Origin of the sequence: Pseudomonas sp. HOU2 (assembly GCF_040729435.1) — a bacterium.
In the GTDB taxonomy this organism is placed as follows: Bacteria; Pseudomonadota; Gammaproteobacteria; order Pseudomonadales; family Pseudomonadaceae; genus Aquipseudomonas.
The window spans coordinates 2,794,259-2,811,888 of record NZ_CP160398.1 but is presented as its reverse complement, the minus strand read 5'-3'; the positions used below and the strand labels follow the sequence as shown (position 1 = coordinate 2,811,888).

16 protein-coding genes are annotated in these 17,630 nt (G+C 59.5%); 11 read left to right on the top strand and 5 right to left on the bottom strand.

The features are described 5' to 3' along the window. Positions 1–42 precede the first annotated feature (42 nt). The 3 genes from ligB to ABV589_RS12650 form a co-directional block, all read right to left on the bottom strand. Entirely contained in the window at positions 43–1,719 is a 1,677-nt protein-coding gene (gene ligB, locus ABV589_RS12660; RefSeq protein WP_367086050.1) for an NAD-dependent DNA ligase LigB, read from the bottom strand. A 235-nt stretch (positions 1,720–1,954) separates the two neighbouring features. Continuing rightward, positions 1,955–3,145 (bottom strand): methionine adenosyltransferase, encoded by a 1,191-nt coding sequence (gene metK, locus ABV589_RS12655; protein WP_003229025.1) that lies wholly within the window; start codon positions 3,143–3,145, stop codon positions 1,955–1,957. Positions 3,146–3,163: 18 nt separating this feature from the next. Further along, on the bottom strand, positions 3,164–4,159 hold the full coding sequence (locus ABV589_RS12650) for a metalloregulator ArsR/SmtB family transcription factor (RefSeq protein WP_367086049.1): 996 nt from the start codon (positions 4,157–4,159) through the stop codon (positions 3,164–3,166). A 258-nt stretch (positions 4,160–4,417) separates the two neighbouring features. On the opposite strand from ABV589_RS12650, the gene tkt reads away from it, so the two are divergent. The 7 genes from tkt to ABV589_RS12615 all read left to right on the top strand — a co-directional run bounded on the left by tkt (position 4,418) and on the right by ABV589_RS12615 (position 11,703). After that, the gene (gene tkt, locus ABV589_RS12645) at positions 4,418–6,415 is read left to right on the top strand and encodes a transketolase (protein WP_367086048.1); all 1,998 of its coding nucleotides are present in this window, start codon (positions 4,418–4,420) and stop codon (positions 6,413–6,415) included. A gap of 180 nt (positions 6,416–6,595) precedes the next feature. Further along, positions 6,596–7,654: an erythrose-4-phosphate dehydrogenase gene (gene epd / locus ABV589_RS12640; RefSeq protein WP_367086047.1), complete on the top strand. Its 1,059-nt coding sequence runs from the start codon at positions 6,596–6,598 to the stop codon at positions 7,652–7,654. Positions 7,655–7,680: 26 nt separating this feature from the next. Continuing rightward, positions 7,681–8,844, top strand: coding sequence for a phosphoglycerate kinase (locus ABV589_RS12635; protein ID WP_367086046.1), 1,164 nt, complete (start codon positions 7,681–7,683; stop codon positions 8,842–8,844). A 34-nt stretch (positions 8,845–8,878) separates the two neighbouring features. Beyond that, entirely contained in the window at positions 8,879–9,100 is a 222-nt protein-coding gene (locus tag ABV589_RS12630) for a hypothetical protein (RefSeq protein ID WP_007961876.1), read from the top strand. A 57-nt stretch (positions 9,101–9,157) separates the two neighbouring features. Continuing rightward, positions 9,158–9,490, top strand: a complete 333-nt coding sequence (locus ABV589_RS12625; protein WP_108588989.1) for an MliC family protein — start codon at positions 9,158–9,160, stop codon at positions 9,488–9,490. A gap of 307 nt (positions 9,491–9,797) precedes the next feature. Then, positions 9,798–10,862, top strand: coding sequence for a class II fructose-bisphosphate aldolase (gene fba / locus ABV589_RS12620; RefSeq protein WP_003177554.1), 1,065 nt, complete (start codon positions 9,798–9,800; stop codon positions 10,860–10,862). A gap of 394 nt (positions 10,863–11,256) precedes the next feature. Beyond that, a complete protein-coding gene (locus tag ABV589_RS12615; RefSeq protein WP_367086045.1) occupies positions 11,257–11,703 on the top strand; it encodes a hypothetical protein in 447 nt (148 codons plus the stop codon). A gap of 219 nt (positions 11,704–11,922) precedes the next feature. On the opposite strand, the gene ABV589_RS12610 is transcribed toward ABV589_RS12615, so the two are convergent. Continuing rightward, positions 11,923–12,591, bottom strand: a complete 669-nt coding sequence (locus ABV589_RS12610; RefSeq protein ID WP_367086044.1) for a polysaccharide lyase family 7 protein — start codon at positions 12,589–12,591, stop codon at positions 11,923–11,925. A gap of 335 nt (positions 12,592–12,926) precedes the next feature. Here ABV589_RS12610 and ABV589_RS12605 point away from each other — a divergent pair, with 335 nt between their 5' ends. From ABV589_RS12605 to ABV589_RS12595, 3 genes are all read left to right on the top strand, one after another. Further along, entirely contained in the window at positions 12,927–15,050 is a 2,124-nt protein-coding gene (locus tag ABV589_RS12605) for an EAL domain-containing protein (protein WP_367086043.1), read from the top strand. A 43-nt stretch (positions 15,051–15,093) separates the two neighbouring features. Then, positions 15,094–15,585, top strand: a complete 492-nt coding sequence (locus ABV589_RS12600) for a M48 family metallopeptidase (RefSeq protein ID WP_367086042.1) — start codon at positions 15,094–15,096, stop codon at positions 15,583–15,585. Between the two features lie 71 nt (positions 15,586–15,656). Next, complete coding sequence (locus ABV589_RS12595) at positions 15,657–15,953, top strand: winged helix-turn-helix domain-containing protein (RefSeq protein WP_367086041.1); 297 nt, start codon at positions 15,657–15,659, stop codon at positions 15,951–15,953. 123 nt (positions 15,954–16,076) lie between these two features. Here the strand turns inward: ABV589_RS12595 and ABV589_RS12590 are convergent, their stop codons facing one another. Then, a complete protein-coding gene (locus ABV589_RS12590) occupies positions 16,077–16,529 on the bottom strand; it encodes a GNAT family N-acetyltransferase (RefSeq protein ID WP_367086040.1) in 453 nt (150 codons plus the stop codon). Between the two features lie 256 nt (positions 16,530–16,785). Between ABV589_RS12590 and ABV589_RS12585 the strand changes: the two genes are divergently transcribed. Further along, positions 16,786–17,523 (top strand): transporter substrate-binding domain-containing protein, encoded by a 738-nt coding sequence (locus tag ABV589_RS12585; protein WP_007969693.1) that lies wholly within the window; start codon positions 16,786–16,788, stop codon positions 17,521–17,523. Positions 17,524–17,630: the final 107 nt, after the last annotated feature.

Genomic DNA, 17,630 nt, shown 5'->3' with positions numbered 1-17,630 from the left:
GTCTGGTGGCCCTTGGGTTCCCGGCTGCCGGGGATTGCGTGATCAGAAACCGTCGATTCCGGCGGCGCGTAATGTGTCACTCAAGGCCAGCACCTGCGGGTCGCGGAAGAATGCGCTCAATTGCGCCGCGCGGCCCGGGCCGATTCCGGCTTCTGCCTGCCATTGTTCGGTGTCGCGTTGTGCCAGCGCCTGCCACGAGTCGGCCAGTTGTGCCTGCCCCGTCGGCGGTAAACCCAATGCTTTGAGCCACTGGGTGAACGGCCGTTGGCGGGCGCTGTGAAAGCTGTTGATCAGACGTGCGCTGCTGCGTTCGCCGAAGCCGGCAATGTTAGCAAGCTCTGGCTCGTCGAGGGTCAACCAATCCAGCAGGTTGTTCAGGCGGCCTGTTTCCAGAAGTTTCTCCCAGGTGCCGCGTCCGACATTCTGCAGCGCCAGCCCTTGCTTGCCACTGAGCCAGGTCAGGCGCGCGAGAAACTGGCTTTCGCAACCGGGTGTCGGTTGCCAGCAGCTCAAGGCGTGAAAGTCGCCACTGGCCGGAATGTCGATGTCTGCGCGCTCGGTGGTTCGTAGCACCACGCTGTCGAGACGCGGAATCGTCAGCCCGGCCAGGCTGATTGCCACCTGATCACCGGGGCGGATGTCCAGGGCCTGCCAGCGCTTGAGTGAACCGGCGCTGACCCGTTTGATCTCGCGGTCATCGAGCCTGACGGGCGACAACTCCAACACCGGCGTGATGCGTCCGCTGCGGCCGATCTTGAAATTCACTTTACGCACCTCGGCCAGCGCTCGGACAAACGGATATTTCCAGGCGATGGCCCAGTAGGGCGCGCTCGCCTGCCAGCGCTCGGCGGGTGGGCGCTGGCTCTGGCGCAGGACAATGCCGTCAGTGGCGAAGGGCAGGGGCGATCGATACCAGTGCTCGCGCCATTTTTGCACGTCGGCAAAGTGGGCGATGACCTGACTGAATGGCGCTGTCGTGGCGAAGCCCAGCGTCGCTAGCGTCGATATTCTTTCAGGCAGATTCGCCGGGCCCTGCGGCCAGTCCCAGACGAACAGACCGATCCCGGACGCCTGTTCTGCGCTCAAGGTTTTACGGCTCATCAGCCCGGCAACGGTGGCGCGCGCGTTGACGCTGCCGGCGCTGGCTTGCACATGTTGATCAAGGCGCCAGTAGAGTTCGCCCTGCACCAACAGGTCCAGCGGTTGGGTCAGTTGTTGCGGAATGGCAGCGATCTTTTGCGCCGCTGCCGTCCAGTCCTGACCGCTGATCCCGTCGCCGCGACTGATCGCCTGCTGCAACAGGCCGCGACGGTAAATCAGCGTCACTGCGACGCCATCGACCTTGGGTTGTACCCAGACGTCCTGGCGATCCTTTAGCCATGCTTGAACGGCGGCCGCTTCGTGAAGCTTGTCCAGGCCGGTGTGGGCGATTGGATGCGCGAGGGAGCCAGACGCACTGCGCAACGGCTCGGGCGCTGCGGGCTGCTGGAAGCACTGGCGCCATTCGTTGAGCCGCACGCGCGATTGATCGTAGAGTTCGTCGGCAATCAGCGAGCGGCCTTCGCGGTGGTAGGCGTCGTCCCATTGGTCAATCTGCTGTTGCAGAGCCGAGATTTCAACTTGCGCTTTGCCGAATGGCCAGTCGGGGCAGGCTGCATGGGCGATCAGAGGGGTGAAACTCAGCAAAAGAACTGAAAACAGGCGCAGCGTGACAAGCATTTTGAGCGTCCTTGCTCAGGGGGAATGCTTTAAGGCTAGGCGAGGATTCAGAGAGGCACCGGGTGGGTGTTTTGCATCGTGTTTCCGTGCCCATACAGGGGGCGCATGGGCCGGCCTCTTCGCGGGCAAGCCCGCTCCCACAGGGTTCTTTATTGATATTGGAAGGGTATTTCAGGCATGAAAAAGCCCCGCATGGCGCGAACCGTGCGGGGCTTTTTTTGCAGCCGGGGAGGGCTTACAGACCAGCGGCGGAACGCAGAGCGTCGGCGCGGTCGGTTTTTTCCCAGGTGAAGGTGGTGAAGGTGTCTTCGCCAACAGTCTTGGTCTGCGGAGCACGACCGAAGTGGCCGTAGGCTGCAGTTTCCTGGTACATCGGGTGCAGCAGGTCAAGCATGGTGGTGATCGCGTATGGGCGCAGGTCGAACACTTCACGCACCAGTTTGATGATCTTGTCATCGCTGATCTTGCCAGTACCGAAGGTGTTCAGCGAGATCGAAGTCGGCTGGGCCACGCCGATGGCGTAGGACACCTGAATCTCGCAACGCTCGGCCAGGCCGGCAGCGACGATGTTCTTGGCAACATAACGGCCAGCGTAGGCCGCCGAACGGTCAACCTTCGATGGATCCTTGCCGGAGAATGCGCCGCCGCCGTGACGGGCCATGCCGCCGTAGCTGTCGACGATGATCTTGCGACCGGTCAGACCGCAGTCACCTACCGGGCCGCCAATGATGAACTGGCCGGTCGGGTTGATGTGGAACTGGGTGTCTTTGCTCAGCAGTTCGGCAGGCAGCACGTGCTTGACGATCAGCTCCATCACGCCTTCGCGCAGGTCTTTGTACGACACTTCAGGGTTGTGCTGGGTCGACAGAACCACGGCGTCAATACCAACCACCTTGCCGCCTTCGTAACGGCACGTCACTTGCGACTTGGCGTCCGGACGCAGCCAAGGCAGCAGACCCGATTTTCGGGCTTCGGCCTGACGCTGCACCAGCTGGTGCGAGAAGGTGATCGGTGCTGGCATCAGCACGTCGGTTTCGTTGCTGGCGTAGCCGAACATCAGGCCCTGGTCGCCGGCGCCCTGATCTTCAGGCTTGGCACGGTCAACACCCTGGTTGATGTCAGGGGACTGCTTGCCGATGATGTTCATCACGCCGCAGGTAGCACCGTCGAAGCCGACTTCGGAGCTGGTGTAGCCGATGTCGCAGATCACGTCACGAACGATCTGCTCCAGGTCGACCCAGGCGCTGGTGGTCACTTCACCGGCCACGATGGCCACGCCGGTCTTGACCAGGGTTTCCACGGCAACGCGTGCGTGTTTGTCCTGGGCAATAATGGCGTCCAGCACCGCATCGGAAATCTGGTCGGCGATTTTGTCCGGATGTCCTTCAGACACGGACTCGGAGGTGAAGAGGGAGTATTCGCTCATCTCGATGTTTTCCTGAATTTACCGATGGTGAGTGTCGCCAGCCGGTCGCTGAAAGTGGCGAACCTGGATCTGGAAACCATTACGTAAGCCTACATAGAGGCTTTCCCCGGGAACGAGTCCCGCAGCGGTGGCCCAACGGGCCAAATCGTCCTGTTCAAACCCCAACCACAGATCACCGCAGGCCTCCCTGGCCCAACTCTGGTTGTGGCTACATAACTCTGTCACGAGCAGGCTACCGCCCGGTTGCAGCAGGCCGGCCATGTGCTTGAGCGCTTCGGCCGGCGCGGCGAAATGGTGCAACACCATGTTCAGTACCACGCAATCGGCCGTCAGGCTTGTGCCATTCAATGCATCGGCCAATTGCAGGCTGACGTTAGCCAGCCGTTCACGTTCACATACCTGACGCGCCAGTTCGAGCATCGCCGGGCTGTTGTCCAGCGCGGTTACGTTGCTGAAGCGACGGGCCAGTTCCGGCAGAAAAGCACCATCGCCGGGGCCGACTTCAATGGCCGTGGCAGCACCATTGAAGTTCAGTTTGTCGAGCAGGGCCAGCACGCTGTCGCGGTACTGCGGCAGGCCTGCGATCAAGTCTTGCTGGGCGCGGAATTTCTCCGCAACCCGGGTGAAGAAGTCCTGGCTGGCGGCTTCACGTTGTCCGTGGACCTGAGCGATGCGCGCCTGCACGTCGTCCGGCAGCACCAGATTGTCGACTTCTTCTAACAATGCGGCGTGCAACTTGCCACCCAGCAATTCAGTGTGGGGCAGGGCGCGGCGATAGAAAATCGCGTTGCCTTCACGGCGTGTCGCCACCAGATCGGCCTGGGCCAGCACCTTGAGGTGGTGGCTCATGCCGGACTGACCGATGCCGAAAATCTGCGCCAGCTCCAGTACGCCGAACGAGTCGTTGGCCAGCGCGCGCAATACATTCAGGCGCAGCGGATCGCCACCGGCCTTGCACAGGGCCGCCAGCTCGTCGCAGTCGTCATGGCGAATGGAAGGCACGCGTAAGTTCATGGGGCAGCAGTCTAGTGACGGTGGGAAAGCGCCGCAAGGGCAATATCAAAAAGTTTTGATATTGCTCGATAGATGGCACTTCTCACTGGCTGGTTAACTCTACAAACGAACAGCGGAAAGGTTTCACCAGACGAAACCGCCGCCCAGCACGGGAAAAACGCCTCTGGATGACTATCTGTCATTGCCCCGAAGCGCTCCGGTGAGGGAAAATGCCCTCCTTTTTTCCGTTTCAATCTATTCACACCCAGGAGATCAGCGATGCCTAGCCGTCGTGAGCGTGCCAACGCCATTCGTGCCCTCAGCATGGATGCCGTGCAAAAAGCCAACAGCGGCCATCCCGGTGCCCCTATGGGTATGGCAGATATCGCCGAAGTACTTTGGCGCGACTACCTCAAGCACAACCCGAGCAACCCGTCGTTCGCCGACCGTGACCGCTTCGTGCTGTCCAACGGCCACGGCTCGATGTTGATCTACTCGTTGCTGCACCTGACCGGTTACGACCTGTCGATCGACGACCTCAAGCAGTTCCGTCAACTGCACAGCCGCACCCCGGGTCACCCGGAATTCGGCTACACCCCGGGCGTCGAAACCACCACCGGCCCGCTGGGTCAGGGTCTGGCCAATGCTGTCGGCTTCGCCCTGGCGGAAAAAGTCCTGGGCGCGCAGTTCAACCGTCCTGGCCACGATATCGTTGATCACCACACCTATGTGTTCCTCGGTGATGGCTGCATGATGGAAGGCATTTCCCACGAAGTCGCTTCCCTGGCCGGTACGCTGGGTCTGGGCAAGCTGATCGCCTTCTACGATGACAACGGCATCTCCATCGACGGCGAAGTCGAAGGCTGGTTCACCGATGACACGCCGAAGCGTTTCGAATCCTACAACTGGCAGGTAATCCGCAACGTCGACGGTCACGATCCGGAAGAGATCAAGACCGCCATCGAGACCGCGCGCAAGAGCCCGCTGCCGACCCTGATCTGCTGCAAGACCACCATCGGTTTCGGTTCGCCGAACAAGCAGGGCAAGGAAGATTGCCACGGCGCCCCACTGGGTGACGCGGAAATCGCTCTGACCCGTCAGGCGCTGAACTGGAACTACGGCCCGTTCGAAATCCCGGCCGACATCTATGCCGAGTGGGATGCCAAGGAAAAAGGTCGCGCTGCCGAAGCCGAGTGGGATCAGCGTTTCGCTGCCTACTCCGCTGCGTTCCCGACCGAAGCCAACGAACTGATCCGTCGTCTGAGCGGCGAACTGCCGGCTGACTTCGCGGAAAAAGCCTCGGCTTACATCGCTGAAGTGGCGGCCAAAGGTGAAACCATCGCCAGCCGTAAAGCCAGCCAGAACACCCTGAACGCGTTCGGCCCGCTGCTGCCGGAACTGCTCGGCGGTTCGGCTGACCTGGCCGGTTCCAACCTGACCCTGTGGAAAGGTTGCAAGGGCGTCAGCGCTGAAGACGCCAGCGGCAACTACATGTACTACGGCGTGCGCGAATTCGGCATGACCGCGATCATGAACGGCGTATCCCTGCACGGCGGTCTGGTGCCTTACGGCGCGACCTTCCTGATGTTCATGGAATATGCGCGCAACGCCGTGCGCATGTCGGCGCTGATGAAGAAGCGTGTGATCCACGTCTACACCCACGACTCCATCGGTCTGGGCGAAGACGGCCCGACGCACCAGCCGATCGAGCAACTGACCAGCCTGCGTACCACGCCGAACCTCGACACCTGGCGTCCAGCCGATGCCGTTGAATCGGCGGTGGCCTGGAAAAATGCGCTGGAGCGTAAAGACGGTCCTTCGGCGCTGATCTTCTCGCGTCAGAACCTGCAGCACCAGGAACGCGATGCCGGCCAGATCGCCGATATCAGCCGCGGTGGCTATGTACTGAAGGACTGCGCAGGCGAGCCTGAGCTGATCCTGATCGCCACCGGTTCGGAAGTGGGTCTGGCCGTTCAGGCCTACGACAAACTGACCGAGCAAGGCCGCAAGGTGCGTGTGGTTTCCATGCCTTGCACCAGTGTGTTCGATGCGCAGGACGCCGGCTACAAGCAATCGGTTCTGCCGTTGCAGGTCAGCGCCCGTATCGCGATCGAAGCGGCTCACGCCGACTTCTGGTTCAAGTACGTGGGTCTGGAAGGTCGTGTGATCGGCATGACCACCTACGGCGAGTCGGCTCCGGCTTCGGCACTGTTCGAAGAATTCGGCTTCACCCTGGAAAACATCCTGGGTCAGGCTGAAGAGCTGCTGGAAGACTAAGCCGCAACACGGTGATCGAGCGGTCACCGCAATTCCCTGTGGGAGCTGGCTTGCCAGCGATAGCGTCCTATCAGTCAGCATTTATGTTGAAGCGGATGGCCCTATCGCTGGCAAGCCAGCTCCCACAAGGGATGTGTCGCAAATAAGCACTGTGTCTGCCCGCGTACTATCGAGAACCCCATGCCTCAACCGCGTCCCTACAAAGTTGCACTCAACGGCTACGGCCGGATTGGTCGTTGCGTCTTGCGTGCGTTGTTCGAACGAGGCGAGAAGGCCGGGTTTGAAATTGTCGCGATCAACGATCTGGCGGACATGGCCAGCATCGAATACCTGACACGCTTCGACTCCACCCACGGCCGCTTTCCCGGCGAAGTGCGAGTAGAAGGCGATTGTCTGCATATTAATGGCGACTGCGTGAAGGTCCTGCGCAGTGCCACCCCCGAGGGCATCGACTGGGCGGCGCTGGGTGTCGACCTGGTGCTCGAGTGCTCCGGCGCTTACCACACTCGCGAAGACGGCCAGCGGTTCCTCAATGCCGGCGCGCCACGGGTGCTGTTTTCGCAGCCCATGGCCAGCGAGGCGGATGTGGACGCCACCATCGTCTACGGCGTCAATCAGGATTGCCTGACCGGCGATGAGCTGCTGGTGTCCAACGCCTCCTGCACCACCAACTGCGGTGTGCCGCTGCTGCGCTTGCTGGACAAGGCGATCGGCCTGGATTACGTGTCGATCACCACGATTCACTCGGCAATGAACGATCAGCCGGTGATCGACGCCTATCACCACGAAGACCTGCGCCGCACCCGTTCGGCGTTCCAGTCGGTGATCCCGGTGTCCACTGGTCTGGCGCGTGGCATCGAGCGTCTGCTGCCGGAACTTGCCGGGCGAATTCAGGCCAAAGCCGTACGCGTGCCAACGGTCAACGTGTCCTGCCTCGACATCACGATGCAGACCGCCACCGCGACCGATGCCAACGAGGTCAACCGGATCCTGCGCGAAGCCGCCACCAACGGCCCGCTCAAAGGTCTGCTGGCCTACACCGAGCTTCCCCACGCAAGCTGTGATTTCAACCATGACCCACATTCGGCCATCGTCGATGCCAGTCAGACCCGTGTTTCCGGCCCGAAGCTGGTGAACATCCTGGCCTGGTTCGACAACGAATGGGGTTTTGCCAACCGAATGCTGGACGTTGCAGAACACTATCTGCAAACAGCGATTTCAAAAAAACCTGCTCTCTAAGAACAGTTACTCAGGAAGTGCGACCCATGACCGTGTTGAAGATGTCCGACCTCGATCTGCAAGGTAAGCGCGTATTGATCCGCGAAGACCTCAACGTCCCAGTCAAGGACGGTGTTGTCACCAGCGATGCGCGTATCCTGGCTTCGCTGCCGACCATCAAGCTGGCCCTGGAAAAAGGTGCGGCGGTGATGGTGTGTTCGCACCTGGGCCGTCCGACCGAAGGCGAGTTCTCCGCCGAGAACAGCCTCAAGCCAGTCGCCGACTACCTGAGCAAGGCCCTGGGCCGCGAAGTGCCGCTGGTGGCCGATTACCTGGGCGGCGTTGACGTCAAGGCCGGCGACATCGTGCTGTTCGAAAACGTACGCTTCAACAAGGGCGAGAAAAAGAACGCCGACGAGCTGGCCCAGCAATACGCCGCCCTGTGTGACGTGTTCGTGATGGACGCCTTCGGCACCGCGCACCGCGCCGAGGGTTCGACCCACGGCGTGGCCAAGTTCGCCAAAGTTGCGGCGGCTGGCCCGCTGCTGGCCGCTGAACTCGACGCACTGGGCAAAGCCCTGGGCGCGCCGGCCAAACCAATGGCTGCCATCGTTGCCGGTTCCAAGGTCTCGACCAAGCTCGACGTCCTCAACAGCCTGAGCCAGATCTGCGATCAACTGATCGTCGGCGGTGGCATCGCCAACACCTTCCTGGCTGCAGCCGGTCACCCGGTCGGCAAGTCGCTGTACGAGCCGGACCTGCTGGACACCGCGCGCGCCATCGCCGCCAAGGTCAGCGTGCCGCTGCCGGTGGACGTGGTGGTGGCCAAGGAATTCGCCGAAAGCGCCGAAGCCACCGTCAAGCTGATCGCTGACGTTGCCGCTGACGACATGATTCTGGACATTGGCCCGCAAACCGCGGCCAACTTCGCCGAACTGCTGAATTCTTCGAAAACCATCCTGTGGAACGGCCCGGTCGGCGTGTTCGAATTCGACCAGTTCGGCAACGGCACCAAAGTGCTGGCCCAGGCCATCGCTGACAGCGCCGCGTTCTCCATTGCCGGCGGTGGCGACACCCTGGCGGCCATCGATAAATATGGCGTGGCCGAGCAAATCTCCTACATTTCCACCGGTGGCGGCGCGTTCCTCGAATTCGTCGAAGGCAAGGTGCTGCCGGCCGTTGAAGTCCTGGAAAGCCGGGCCAAGGCCTGAGGCCGCCCGTTTGGCCAGGCAAAGGAGTGTTCACATGGTCAAGTCGTTAGCGCTGTTGTTGCTGACCGGTACGCTGGCGGCCTGCGGGAGTAACCCGAAGGCCGAAGCGACGCCTGCGCCGGATGCGGCACAGAAAGGCTGCTATCAGGCCGACTGGCAGGCCGAAACCAACCCGGTGCTGAACAAGCGCTCGGGGCCGGACGGTCTGGACAAATACGAGACGCAAACCCCGGCCAAGGAACATGGTTGTCCTTGACCGGTCTGACTCTTTAACTCAGGGCTAGCGGCGTTGGCTGTCAGTCGAGGAACACGGATGAAAGGCTTGATCGCCATTGCGGCGTTGGCATTGTTGGGCGGTTGCGCGCAGATGAACCTGTTTCAGTCGTCCGCCCCTGCGGACAACTGGACCACCTGGACCTGCGACAGCCAGGCCAAAGTGCTGTGGCGCTACGCCGATGCCGGCCAGAAGGAAGTCGATGTACGGCTGGGCGGCGGTGATCAGGTCTATCGCCTGAAAGAAGAGCCGGGCGCCTCGGGCGTGCTGTACAGCGATGGCATGCTGGCGTTTCACGTCAAGGGTGACGAAGGCCTGGTGTACTGGGTCGCCACCAATGACCTGATTGGCCGCGGCTGCAAGGCCGAGTAAACGAATACGCCGCAGATTCATTGTGGCAATGGCTTTTGTGGCGAGGGAGCTTGCTCCCGCTGGAGCGCGAAGCGATCCCAAAACCTTTCGGCGCGGTGTTTCGGAATGACCGTGTTGGCAGGTTTGACGACTGCTTCGCAGCCGAGCGCGAGCAAGCTCGCTCGCCACAGGTCGGTACACCTGCAGGTTTGGCTTTATCGAATCACCAGACCGGGCCTCAACCCCCGATCTGCAATCACTTGAATAGCCGCCGCCGCTCCGGCAGGCTGGCACGATTAACGACCCTCAACCGGGAGAGACACACAAAATGGCACTTATCAGCATGCGCCAGATGCTGGACCACGCAGCCGAGTTCGGCTACGGCGTTCCAGCCTTCAACGTCAACAACCTTGAGCAGATGCGCGCCATCATGGAAGCCGCTGACAAGACTGACTCCCCGGTGATCGTCCAGGCTTCGGCCGGCGCCCGCAAATACGCAGGTGCTCCATTCCTGCGTCACCTGATCCTGGCCGCGATCGAAGAATTCCCGCACATCCCGGTGTGCATGCACCAGGACCACGGGACCAGCCCTGACGTCTGCCAGCGCTCGATCCAGCTGGGCTTCAGCTCGGTCATGATGGACGGCTCCCTTGGCGAAGACGGCAAGACCCCGACCGACTACGAATACAACGTCCGCGTGACCCAACAGACCGTAGCCATGGCTCACGCCTGCGGCGTTTCGGTAGAAGGCGAGCTGGGCTGCCTGGGTTCGCTGGAAACCGGCATGGCTGGTGAAGAAGACGGCATCGGCGCCGAAGGCGTTCTGGATCACAGCCAGATGCTGACCGACCCGGAAGAAGCCGCTGACTTCGTCAAGAAGACTCAGGTCGATGCCCTGGCCATTGCCATCGGCACCAGCCACGGCGCCTACAAGTTCACCAAGCCACCGACCGGCGACGTGCTTGCGATCGACCGCATCAAGGAAATCCACAAGCGCATCCCGAACACCCACCTGGTGATGCACGGCTCCTCCTCCGTGCCACAAGAGTGGCTGGCGATCATCAACCAGTACGGCGGCGACATCAAAGAAACCTACGGCGTACCCGTTGAAGAAATCGTCGAAGGCATCAAGTACGGCGTACGCAAGGTCAACATCGACACCGACCTGCGCCTGGCGTCCACTGGCGCCATGCGTCGCCTGATGGCCACCAACCCGAGCGAGTTCGACCCACGTAAATTCTTCGGCGCTACCGTGACGGCGATGCGTGACGTGTGTATCGCTCGTTATGAAGCGTTTGGCACTGCCGGTAATGCTTCGAAGATCAAGCCGATCTCGTTGGAAGCGATGTATCAGCGTTATCTGAAGGGTGAGTTGAACGCGAAGGTTAACTAAACCTGGGCGTTTGATCGCGTAAATGAAAAACCCGCCGAGTGGCGGGTTTTTTTATGTGAGTTTTTCATTGTGAACAAATTAACGGCTGGCGGCTAAAAATGTCGTTAAAAAAGTTTTTTAAATTTTCTCTCGATAAGCCCGATATGTGTGACATTTTCCCCGCACGTGATGTGGTCGAATGCATAGTTATTTTTGAGAGAAAAATAAATTTCGTTAACGGCTGCATAAATTGTTTTGCTTATTTCGAAATCGTATAAAAAACTGTCATTTCTGACAGGTGATTTGAAATTCATTGCAGCCTATCGTCTCAATGCAATCAGAGAGGAAGTAACGATAAACATATTTATCCCTCCCTTTACTGATTTTGTTCCTTCTATGTAATGGAGAGATTGATATGTCAGGCATTGATGTCCGTGAGAAATTTAAAAAGCATGAGCTCAGTGGGGAGGTCAGCTGTATCTTGTACGGCAAAGATGGCGAAAGTGGTGAAGAGAAAGCTGAGTATAAGTCTACCCATCTTTATGGAGATTACTCTGACAACATTTATGTGCATTCAAGTAGCCATACTGAACATTATTCTGAAGATATTTTGTTTTTATTCTCCAAGGATCTTGTTCCAGGTACATATCACTATTATCCCGATTTCCCCAATGTAATTGATTTTGTATGCGACGCGCGATATGCCCCTGCATGGAGGCCTCAATCTGGATTATTTGTGCTGGAAAAAAATAGCTCTGGAGTTGTTAAAGGGAAGTTTAGATTTCATAAGGAGCCAGGGGATAAGGGGTTCGCAGTTTCGAATGGTGAGTTTTTTATAAATTTCCCTACTTCCGTTTCGTAGGAAAGGGCGGGAAAGGAGAATCAGGTGTCTAGTCCTGAAATAGGTTTAAACCGTTGCAAGACTAGACCTCCCTGGATCTTCATCACGCAGTTGATCCCCTGTGGGAGCAGGCTTGCTTGCGAATACGGTGGGTCAGCAACATTGATGTTGAATGACACTCCGCATTCGCGAGCAAGCCCGCTCCTACAGGATTTTGCGTAAGTATCGAGGCCGTCGATGTCACTTGTCGTGATCGATATCCAGCTTGCTGAAGGTCACCTGCCCACCCTCACTGGTATACCCGGTGTTGTCCTGCACATACACCCCGGCCTTGAAGTACAGCGGCTTGTTGCGCCAGGTGGCGCTGATCTGTGAATCCCACTGGTAACCCGCCGCGCTCACGCCGAGCGCACCGCCGGGGCTCAAGTGGATGAGGTAGTTGAATTCGTTGTCCAGTTTGATGCCGGTGGCGAGGGTAATGACGCGGCTTTCCTTGTCGTCGGGGTGCATGCGGACCTTGATCACCAGGTTGCCGTTCTGGGTCTTTTCCTTGTACTGGTATTCGAGCTTGACCATCGGGCGCTGGCTTTCATAGGCGTGGATCTGGCCGATGACGATCTTGCCGGAGCTGGGCACCTTGTTCACCGCGAGGGTCGCGCGCAGGGTGTTGTCCGCATCCGGGTAGTACCAGTTGCGCAAGGTGCCGTTGCTGAAGGTTTCGCGCAGTTCGGTGCGCGGGTAGATGGCGTTTTCGGTTTTTGACCCGGTCACCGGTGACCAGAAAAACAGCGTGCCGGTATCGGAATGGAAGTACTGATCCTTGAAGCCATTCACCAGTTTGGAGGTTTCGACGGTGTACGGCGGACTGCCGACGGGAACGCTGAGGTTCCAGGTTGCGAGATCGATCATGTCGGTTCTTCCACTCAATTCATCCTGAACGCGAGTGCCAGAAGCTCTAGCCCGCGCCTTTTCGGGCGGCAGTTATAAGCGTAGAGGAGTTTTTTGTTAACGCCCGTTTGGCAGATGATTGGCGTCAACATCCTGTCGAAATGCCATCTACGCCGGTTTTCGGGGGCTGCAGGGGTGACCGTTAGTCGGTAAGTCGCCGCTTTGGCTAAATGATGGCGGCGTGACAGCTTCTGCTTTCACAGATCCGCGACTAGAGTGATGGCTCAGTAACTGTACGGTTTTCACGAGAAACCGGCCGATAGTCCGACAAGAGATGTCCCGACAAGAGAAGCAGCATGGAATGCGCGCAACCCCAGCCAGGTGAAGGCAGCTCTGTCCTTTTGATCGTTGATGATTACCCTGAAAACCTGATCAGCATGCGCGCGTTGCTGCAGCGTCAGGATTGGCACGTCATGACCGCCGCCTCCGGCTTCGAGGCACTCAATCTGCTGCTCGAACACGACGTCGATCTGGTGCTGCTGGACGTGCAGATGCCGGGCATGGACGGTTTTGAAGTCGCGCGACTGATGCGCGGCAGCCAGCGCACACGCCTCACGCCGATCATTTTCCTCACCGCCAACGAACAGTCCCAGGATGCCGTAATCAAGGGCTATGCCAGTGGCGCGGTGGATTACCTGTTCAAGCCGTTCGATCCGCAGATCCTCAAACCGAAAGTCCAGGCGTTGCTCGAACACCAGCGCAACCGCCGCGCCTTGCAGCGCCTGAGTCATGATCTGGAGGTCGCGCGGGCCTTCAATGCCTCGGTGCTGGATAACGCGGCAGAAGGGATTCTGGTACTCGGCGAGGACGGTTTGATCCGCTTCGCCAACCCGGCGATTTCGCGATTGCTCAACGCGCCGGTGAAGGAGCTGGAGGGCAAGGAGTTTCTCGATTTCCTGCAGAAACCGCACATTCCGCTGTGGGCCGATTCCGAATTGTTGGCCGGTTATAAACGCGGTGAGACCTTGCGTCTGCACGACGCGCTGTTGCGCACGGCGCCGGGGCAGCAAGTGCCGGTGGCGTTGTCCTGTGCGCCGTTGCCCGCCGAGCAGCGGGCGATGGTGGTGACGGTGCTGGACATGTCGGTGGTGCGTCACCTGCATCAGCAGCTGGAATTTCAAGCGGTCACCGATCCGTTGACCGGTCTGCTCAATCGCCGGGGTTTTTATCAGACGGTGGAAAACCTGCTGCTGCGCGGTGAGCGCAGCGACAGCAGCTGGGTGCTGCTGTATCTGGATCTCGATGGCTTCAAACGGGTCAATGATTCCCTTGGTCATGATGCCGGAGACCGGGTGCTGCGCTGGGTCTCCGAGCAATTGAAAGCCTGTCTGCGGCCGTTCGACATTCTGGCGCGCATGGGCGGTGATGAGTTCACCGCGCTGCTCGATCTGGAGTTTCCCGAGCAGGCAGCGAAGATTGCCGAGAAGCTCATCGAACGGGTATCGGTCTGCCAGCAGATCGAAGGACTGGACATCGCCCTCGGCGCGAGTATCGGCATCGCCACCTACCCGGATTGCGGTTCTAACCTCGACGGCTTGCTGCGCGCCTCGGACATCGCCATGTATGAGGCGAAGCGCGCCGGGCGTCAGCAGTATCGTTTTTATGATCACGAAATGAACGGTCGCGCCCGCTCGCGGCTGATGCTTGAGGAAAGCGTGCGCAACGCCATCGAGAACCGCGATTTCAATCTGGTGTATCAGCCGCAAGTGGCGATCGACAGCGGGCAGATCCGCGGTTTCGAGGCGCTGCTGCGCTGGCAGCACCCGAGCGTCGGCGATGTGCCGCCGGGGCTGTTCCTGCCGTTACTGGAAGAGGCGCGGCTGATCAGTCGGCTCGGCAGCTGGATCTATCATCGCGGCGCCGGCCAGCGCAAAGCCTGGGAGACCCTGTTTGCCGAGGATCTGGTGCTCGGTGTGAGTTTGAGCAACACCCAGTTCGGTCTGCCGAACCTGGTCACCGAGTTGCGTCAGGTGCTGGAGCGGCACGCGCTGCAGCCACGGCAACTGGAGGTCGAAGTCACCGAAGACGCGCTGATGCACAACCCCGACGAAACCCGCAAACAGCTGCGTTTGCTGCGCAATCTCGGGGTGCGGGTGGCGCTGGATGATTTCGGTTCAGGGCCTTGCTCGCTGGCGCATCTGCGTGATCTGGAACTGGACACGCTCAAGCTCGATCGACACCTGATTGCGCGGCTGCCGGATTCGACGCGCGACGCGGCGCTGGTCAGCAACGTGATCAATCTCTGTAAACAATACGGCTTGCTGGTGATCGCCGAAGGCGTGGAAACCATCGAACAGTATCAATGGCTGCAGGCGCATGGCTGCGAATATGTGCAGGGTTTCCTGGTGGCGCGTCCGCTGACCTCCGAAGACGCCGCCAGCTTCGCCGAGCCCTTCGACTGGAGCGCGCTGCCGGTTTGAATTCGTTACACTGGCGCTCTTTTCGAACCGTATTGCCGTGCCCATGACTGCGTTGAAATACCTCCAGGCCTATCCCGCGCAATTGCAGGATCAGGTGCGCCAACTGATCGCTGAGCAGCGTCTGGGTGATTACCTGAACCAACGCTATCCGGGGCGTCACGATGTGCAGAGCGACAAGGCGCTGTACAGCTACGCGCTGGACCTGAAGCAGGAATACCTGCGCAACGCACCGGCCATCGACAAAGTGCTGTTCGACAACCGCCTCGACCTGACGCACCGCGCGCTGGGCCTGCACACCACGGTTTCAAGGGTGCAGGGTGGCAAGCTCAAGGCCAAGAAAGAGATTCGCATCGCCTCGTTGTTCAAGGAGGCGGCGCCCGAGTTTCTGAAGATGATCGTCGTGCATGAACTGGCGCACTTCAAGGAATCGGACCACAACAAGGCCTTCTACAAATTGTGCGAACACATGCTGCCGGGGTATCACCAGGTCGAGTTCGATCTGCGGGTGTACCTGACGTGGCGTGATATGCAATGAAGATCAAAAGATCGCATTGCATCTGTAGGAGCTGCCGCAGGCTGCGATCTTTTAACGTTGGGAGTGTTTAGATGGACGTAAGCAAGACCAAAAGCAGTTTTTACCGGCGCCTGTACGTGGCCTACCTGATCGACAGCGGCCTGGCCCCAAGCGTCCCGGCGCTGACCGAAGTGACCGGCATGCCCCGGCGCACGGCGCAGGACACCATCGCGGCGCTGGCGGATCTGGATATCGTATGTGAGTTCGAGCAGGAAGAGGGCGCGCGCAATCATGCCGGGCGCTATCGGATTCGCGAATGGGGGGCGATCGATCGCGGGTGGATCGAGCGCAATCTGCGGCAGATCAAGGCTGTGCTGGATTATCCCTGAGTCTTGCGTTGTTTGAGCTGACACAATCGCTGGCAAGCCAGCTCCCACAAGGATCTCCAGCGAATACAGTTATTGTGAACAACCGCTGAACCTGTGGGAGCTGGCTTGCCAGCGATGAGGGCCTCAGGAACGACGCATGCCTATGTGCGGAATGTCATCCTCCAGATACTCCTCACCCACCGCCACGAACCCGTACCTGCCGTAATACCCCTGCAAATGCGCCTGCGCCGACAGATAGATCGGCACCTGAGGCCAATGCTTCTCGGCCTGTTTCAACGCGTGTTCCATCATCACATGCCCTAGCCCTTTGCCACGGCCCTGCGGCGCAATGATCACGCGCCCGATCACCACGTCACCGCCTTGGGACTCTGGATCGAGCAGGCGCAGATAGGCCAACAGTTGATCCTCTTCCCAACCCATGAGGTGATGGGTGTCGCCGTCCAGATCCTGGCCGTCGAGGTCCGGGTAGGCGCATTTCTGTTCGACCACAAATACGTCCGAGCGCAGTTTCAGCAACGCGTACAACTGTTCTTTGCCCAGATCGCTGTGATGCTTGCAGATCCACTCGATTGTCATCTTCCGACTCCTTGAAATCCGTCGCCCGATACTAAGCGCACAGGCCCTGGATGTCTGTATGGCGGAACAGTCTGTGACAAAGGTCAAAATGCCATCATTCCTTTCTCGCGACCTTCGCTGCTTTGTGTAATCTGCTGGAAAGCGCTGTGCACTGGCTTCAATGAGCTAATGTTAGGGCCTGGGTTTCGCCGGTAAGGGGCCTTTAGGTTTTGACTGAAAACACGCCGGGCAGCCCGCCCGCTAAGGATTTTCAAGCATGCCGCGACTGCATCGAGCCTTTGCTTTGATCGGATTGCTCTTGCTGGCCCAAACCGCCGCAGCGGACAAGTTGCGGCTGGTGTTCGATATCTGGCCACCCTTTACCGACGACACGCTGGTCAACGGTGGCCTGGCCACCGACATCGTCAGCACCGCGCTGGCGCGGGCCGGTTATGCCAGCGACTACGAGCAGGTGCCGTGGGCGCGGGCGCTGCTGGGGGTGGGCGAAGGACGATACGACGTGCTGGTCAACGCCTGGTACAACGACGAACGGACCAAGATCGGCCAGTTCTCTGGCGAGTACCTGCTCAATCGCATCCGCTTTCTCAAGCGCAAGGACACGCCGCTGGACTACAGCAGTCTGGAACAACTGCACACTTACCCGGTGGCGGTGGTGCGCGGTTATGCCTACTCGCAGGCGTTCGATGCCGATACCGCGCTGGAGAAAGTCCCTGTGCATAACTTCGCCATGGCCGTGCGCATGCTGGCGGCGGATCGGGTCAAGCTGACCCTGGAGGATGAATACGTCGCGCGCTATTACCTGGCCCGTGAATCAGCCAAAGTGCGCAACGCCGTGGAGTTCCTGCCCAAGCCGTTGAGCGAGAACAGCCTGCATATTCTGGTGAGTCTGAAGAATCCGCAGCATGAGCAGATTGTGGCGGGGTTCGACAAGGCGATTGCGGCGATGAAGGCGGATGGGAGTTATGACAAGTTGCTGAGGCAGCATGGGATGTGAGCATCTGATACCAGAGTTGTGTTGTTGCTGATGCCCTCATCGCTGGCAAGCCAGCTCCCACAGGTTTTGCGGCGTGCACAAGTCAATGTGGGAGCTGGCTTGCCAGC

What these genes read in the sequence shown, in the direction of transcription:
- epd (WP_367086047.1), top strand. Translation starts at nt 6,596, where the DNA reads ATGCCTCAACCGCGTCCCTACAAAGTTGCACTCAACGGCTACGGCCGG.
- ABV589_RS12610 (WP_367086044.1), bottom strand. Translation starts at nt 12,591, where the DNA reads ATGATCGATCTCGCAACCTGGAACCTCAGCGTTCCCGTCGGCAGTCCG.
- ABV589_RS12595 (WP_367086041.1), top strand. Translation starts at nt 15,657, where the DNA reads ATGGACGTAAGCAAGACCAAAAGCAGTTTTTACCGGCGCCTGTACGTG.
- ABV589_RS12630 (WP_007961876.1), top strand. Translation starts at nt 8,879, where the DNA reads ATGGTCAAGTCGTTAGCGCTGTTGTTGCTGACCGGTACGCTGGCGGCC.
- ABV589_RS12625 (WP_108588989.1), top strand. Translation starts at nt 9,158, where the DNA reads ATGAAAGGCTTGATCGCCATTGCGGCGTTGGCATTGTTGGGCGGTTGC.
- ABV589_RS12635 (WP_367086046.1), top strand. Translation starts at nt 7,681, where the DNA reads ATGACCGTGTTGAAGATGTCCGACCTCGATCTGCAAGGTAAGCGCGTA.
- ligB (WP_367086050.1), bottom strand. Translation starts at nt 1,719, where the DNA reads ATGCTTGTCACGCTGCGCCTGTTTTCAGTTCTTTTGCTGAGTTTCACC.
- ABV589_RS12600 (WP_367086042.1), top strand. Translation starts at nt 15,094, where the DNA reads ATGACTGCGTTGAAATACCTCCAGGCCTATCCCGCGCAATTGCAGGAT.
- ABV589_RS12615 (WP_367086045.1), top strand. Translation starts at nt 11,257, where the DNA reads ATGTCAGGCATTGATGTCCGTGAGAAATTTAAAAAGCATGAGCTCAGT.
- ABV589_RS12585 (WP_007969693.1), top strand. Translation starts at nt 16,786, where the DNA reads ATGCCGCGACTGCATCGAGCCTTTGCTTTGATCGGATTGCTCTTGCTG.
- ABV589_RS12590 (WP_367086040.1), bottom strand. Translation starts at nt 16,529, where the DNA reads ATGACAATCGAGTGGATCTGCAAGCATCACAGCGATCTGGGCAAAGAA.
- fba (WP_003177554.1), top strand. Translation starts at nt 9,798, where the DNA reads ATGGCACTTATCAGCATGCGCCAGATGCTGGACCACGCAGCCGAGTTC.
- ABV589_RS12650 (WP_367086049.1), bottom strand. Translation starts at nt 4,159, where the DNA reads ATGAACTTACGCGTGCCTTCCATTCGCCATGACGACTGCGACGAGCTG.
- ABV589_RS12605 (WP_367086043.1), top strand. Translation starts at nt 12,927, where the DNA reads ATGGAATGCGCGCAACCCCAGCCAGGTGAAGGCAGCTCTGTCCTTTTG.
- metK (WP_003229025.1), bottom strand. Translation starts at nt 3,145, where the DNA reads ATGAGCGAATACTCCCTCTTCACCTCCGAGTCCGTGTCTGAAGGACAT.
- tkt (WP_367086048.1), top strand. Translation starts at nt 4,418, where the DNA reads ATGCCTAGCCGTCGTGAGCGTGCCAACGCCATTCGTGCCCTCAGCATG.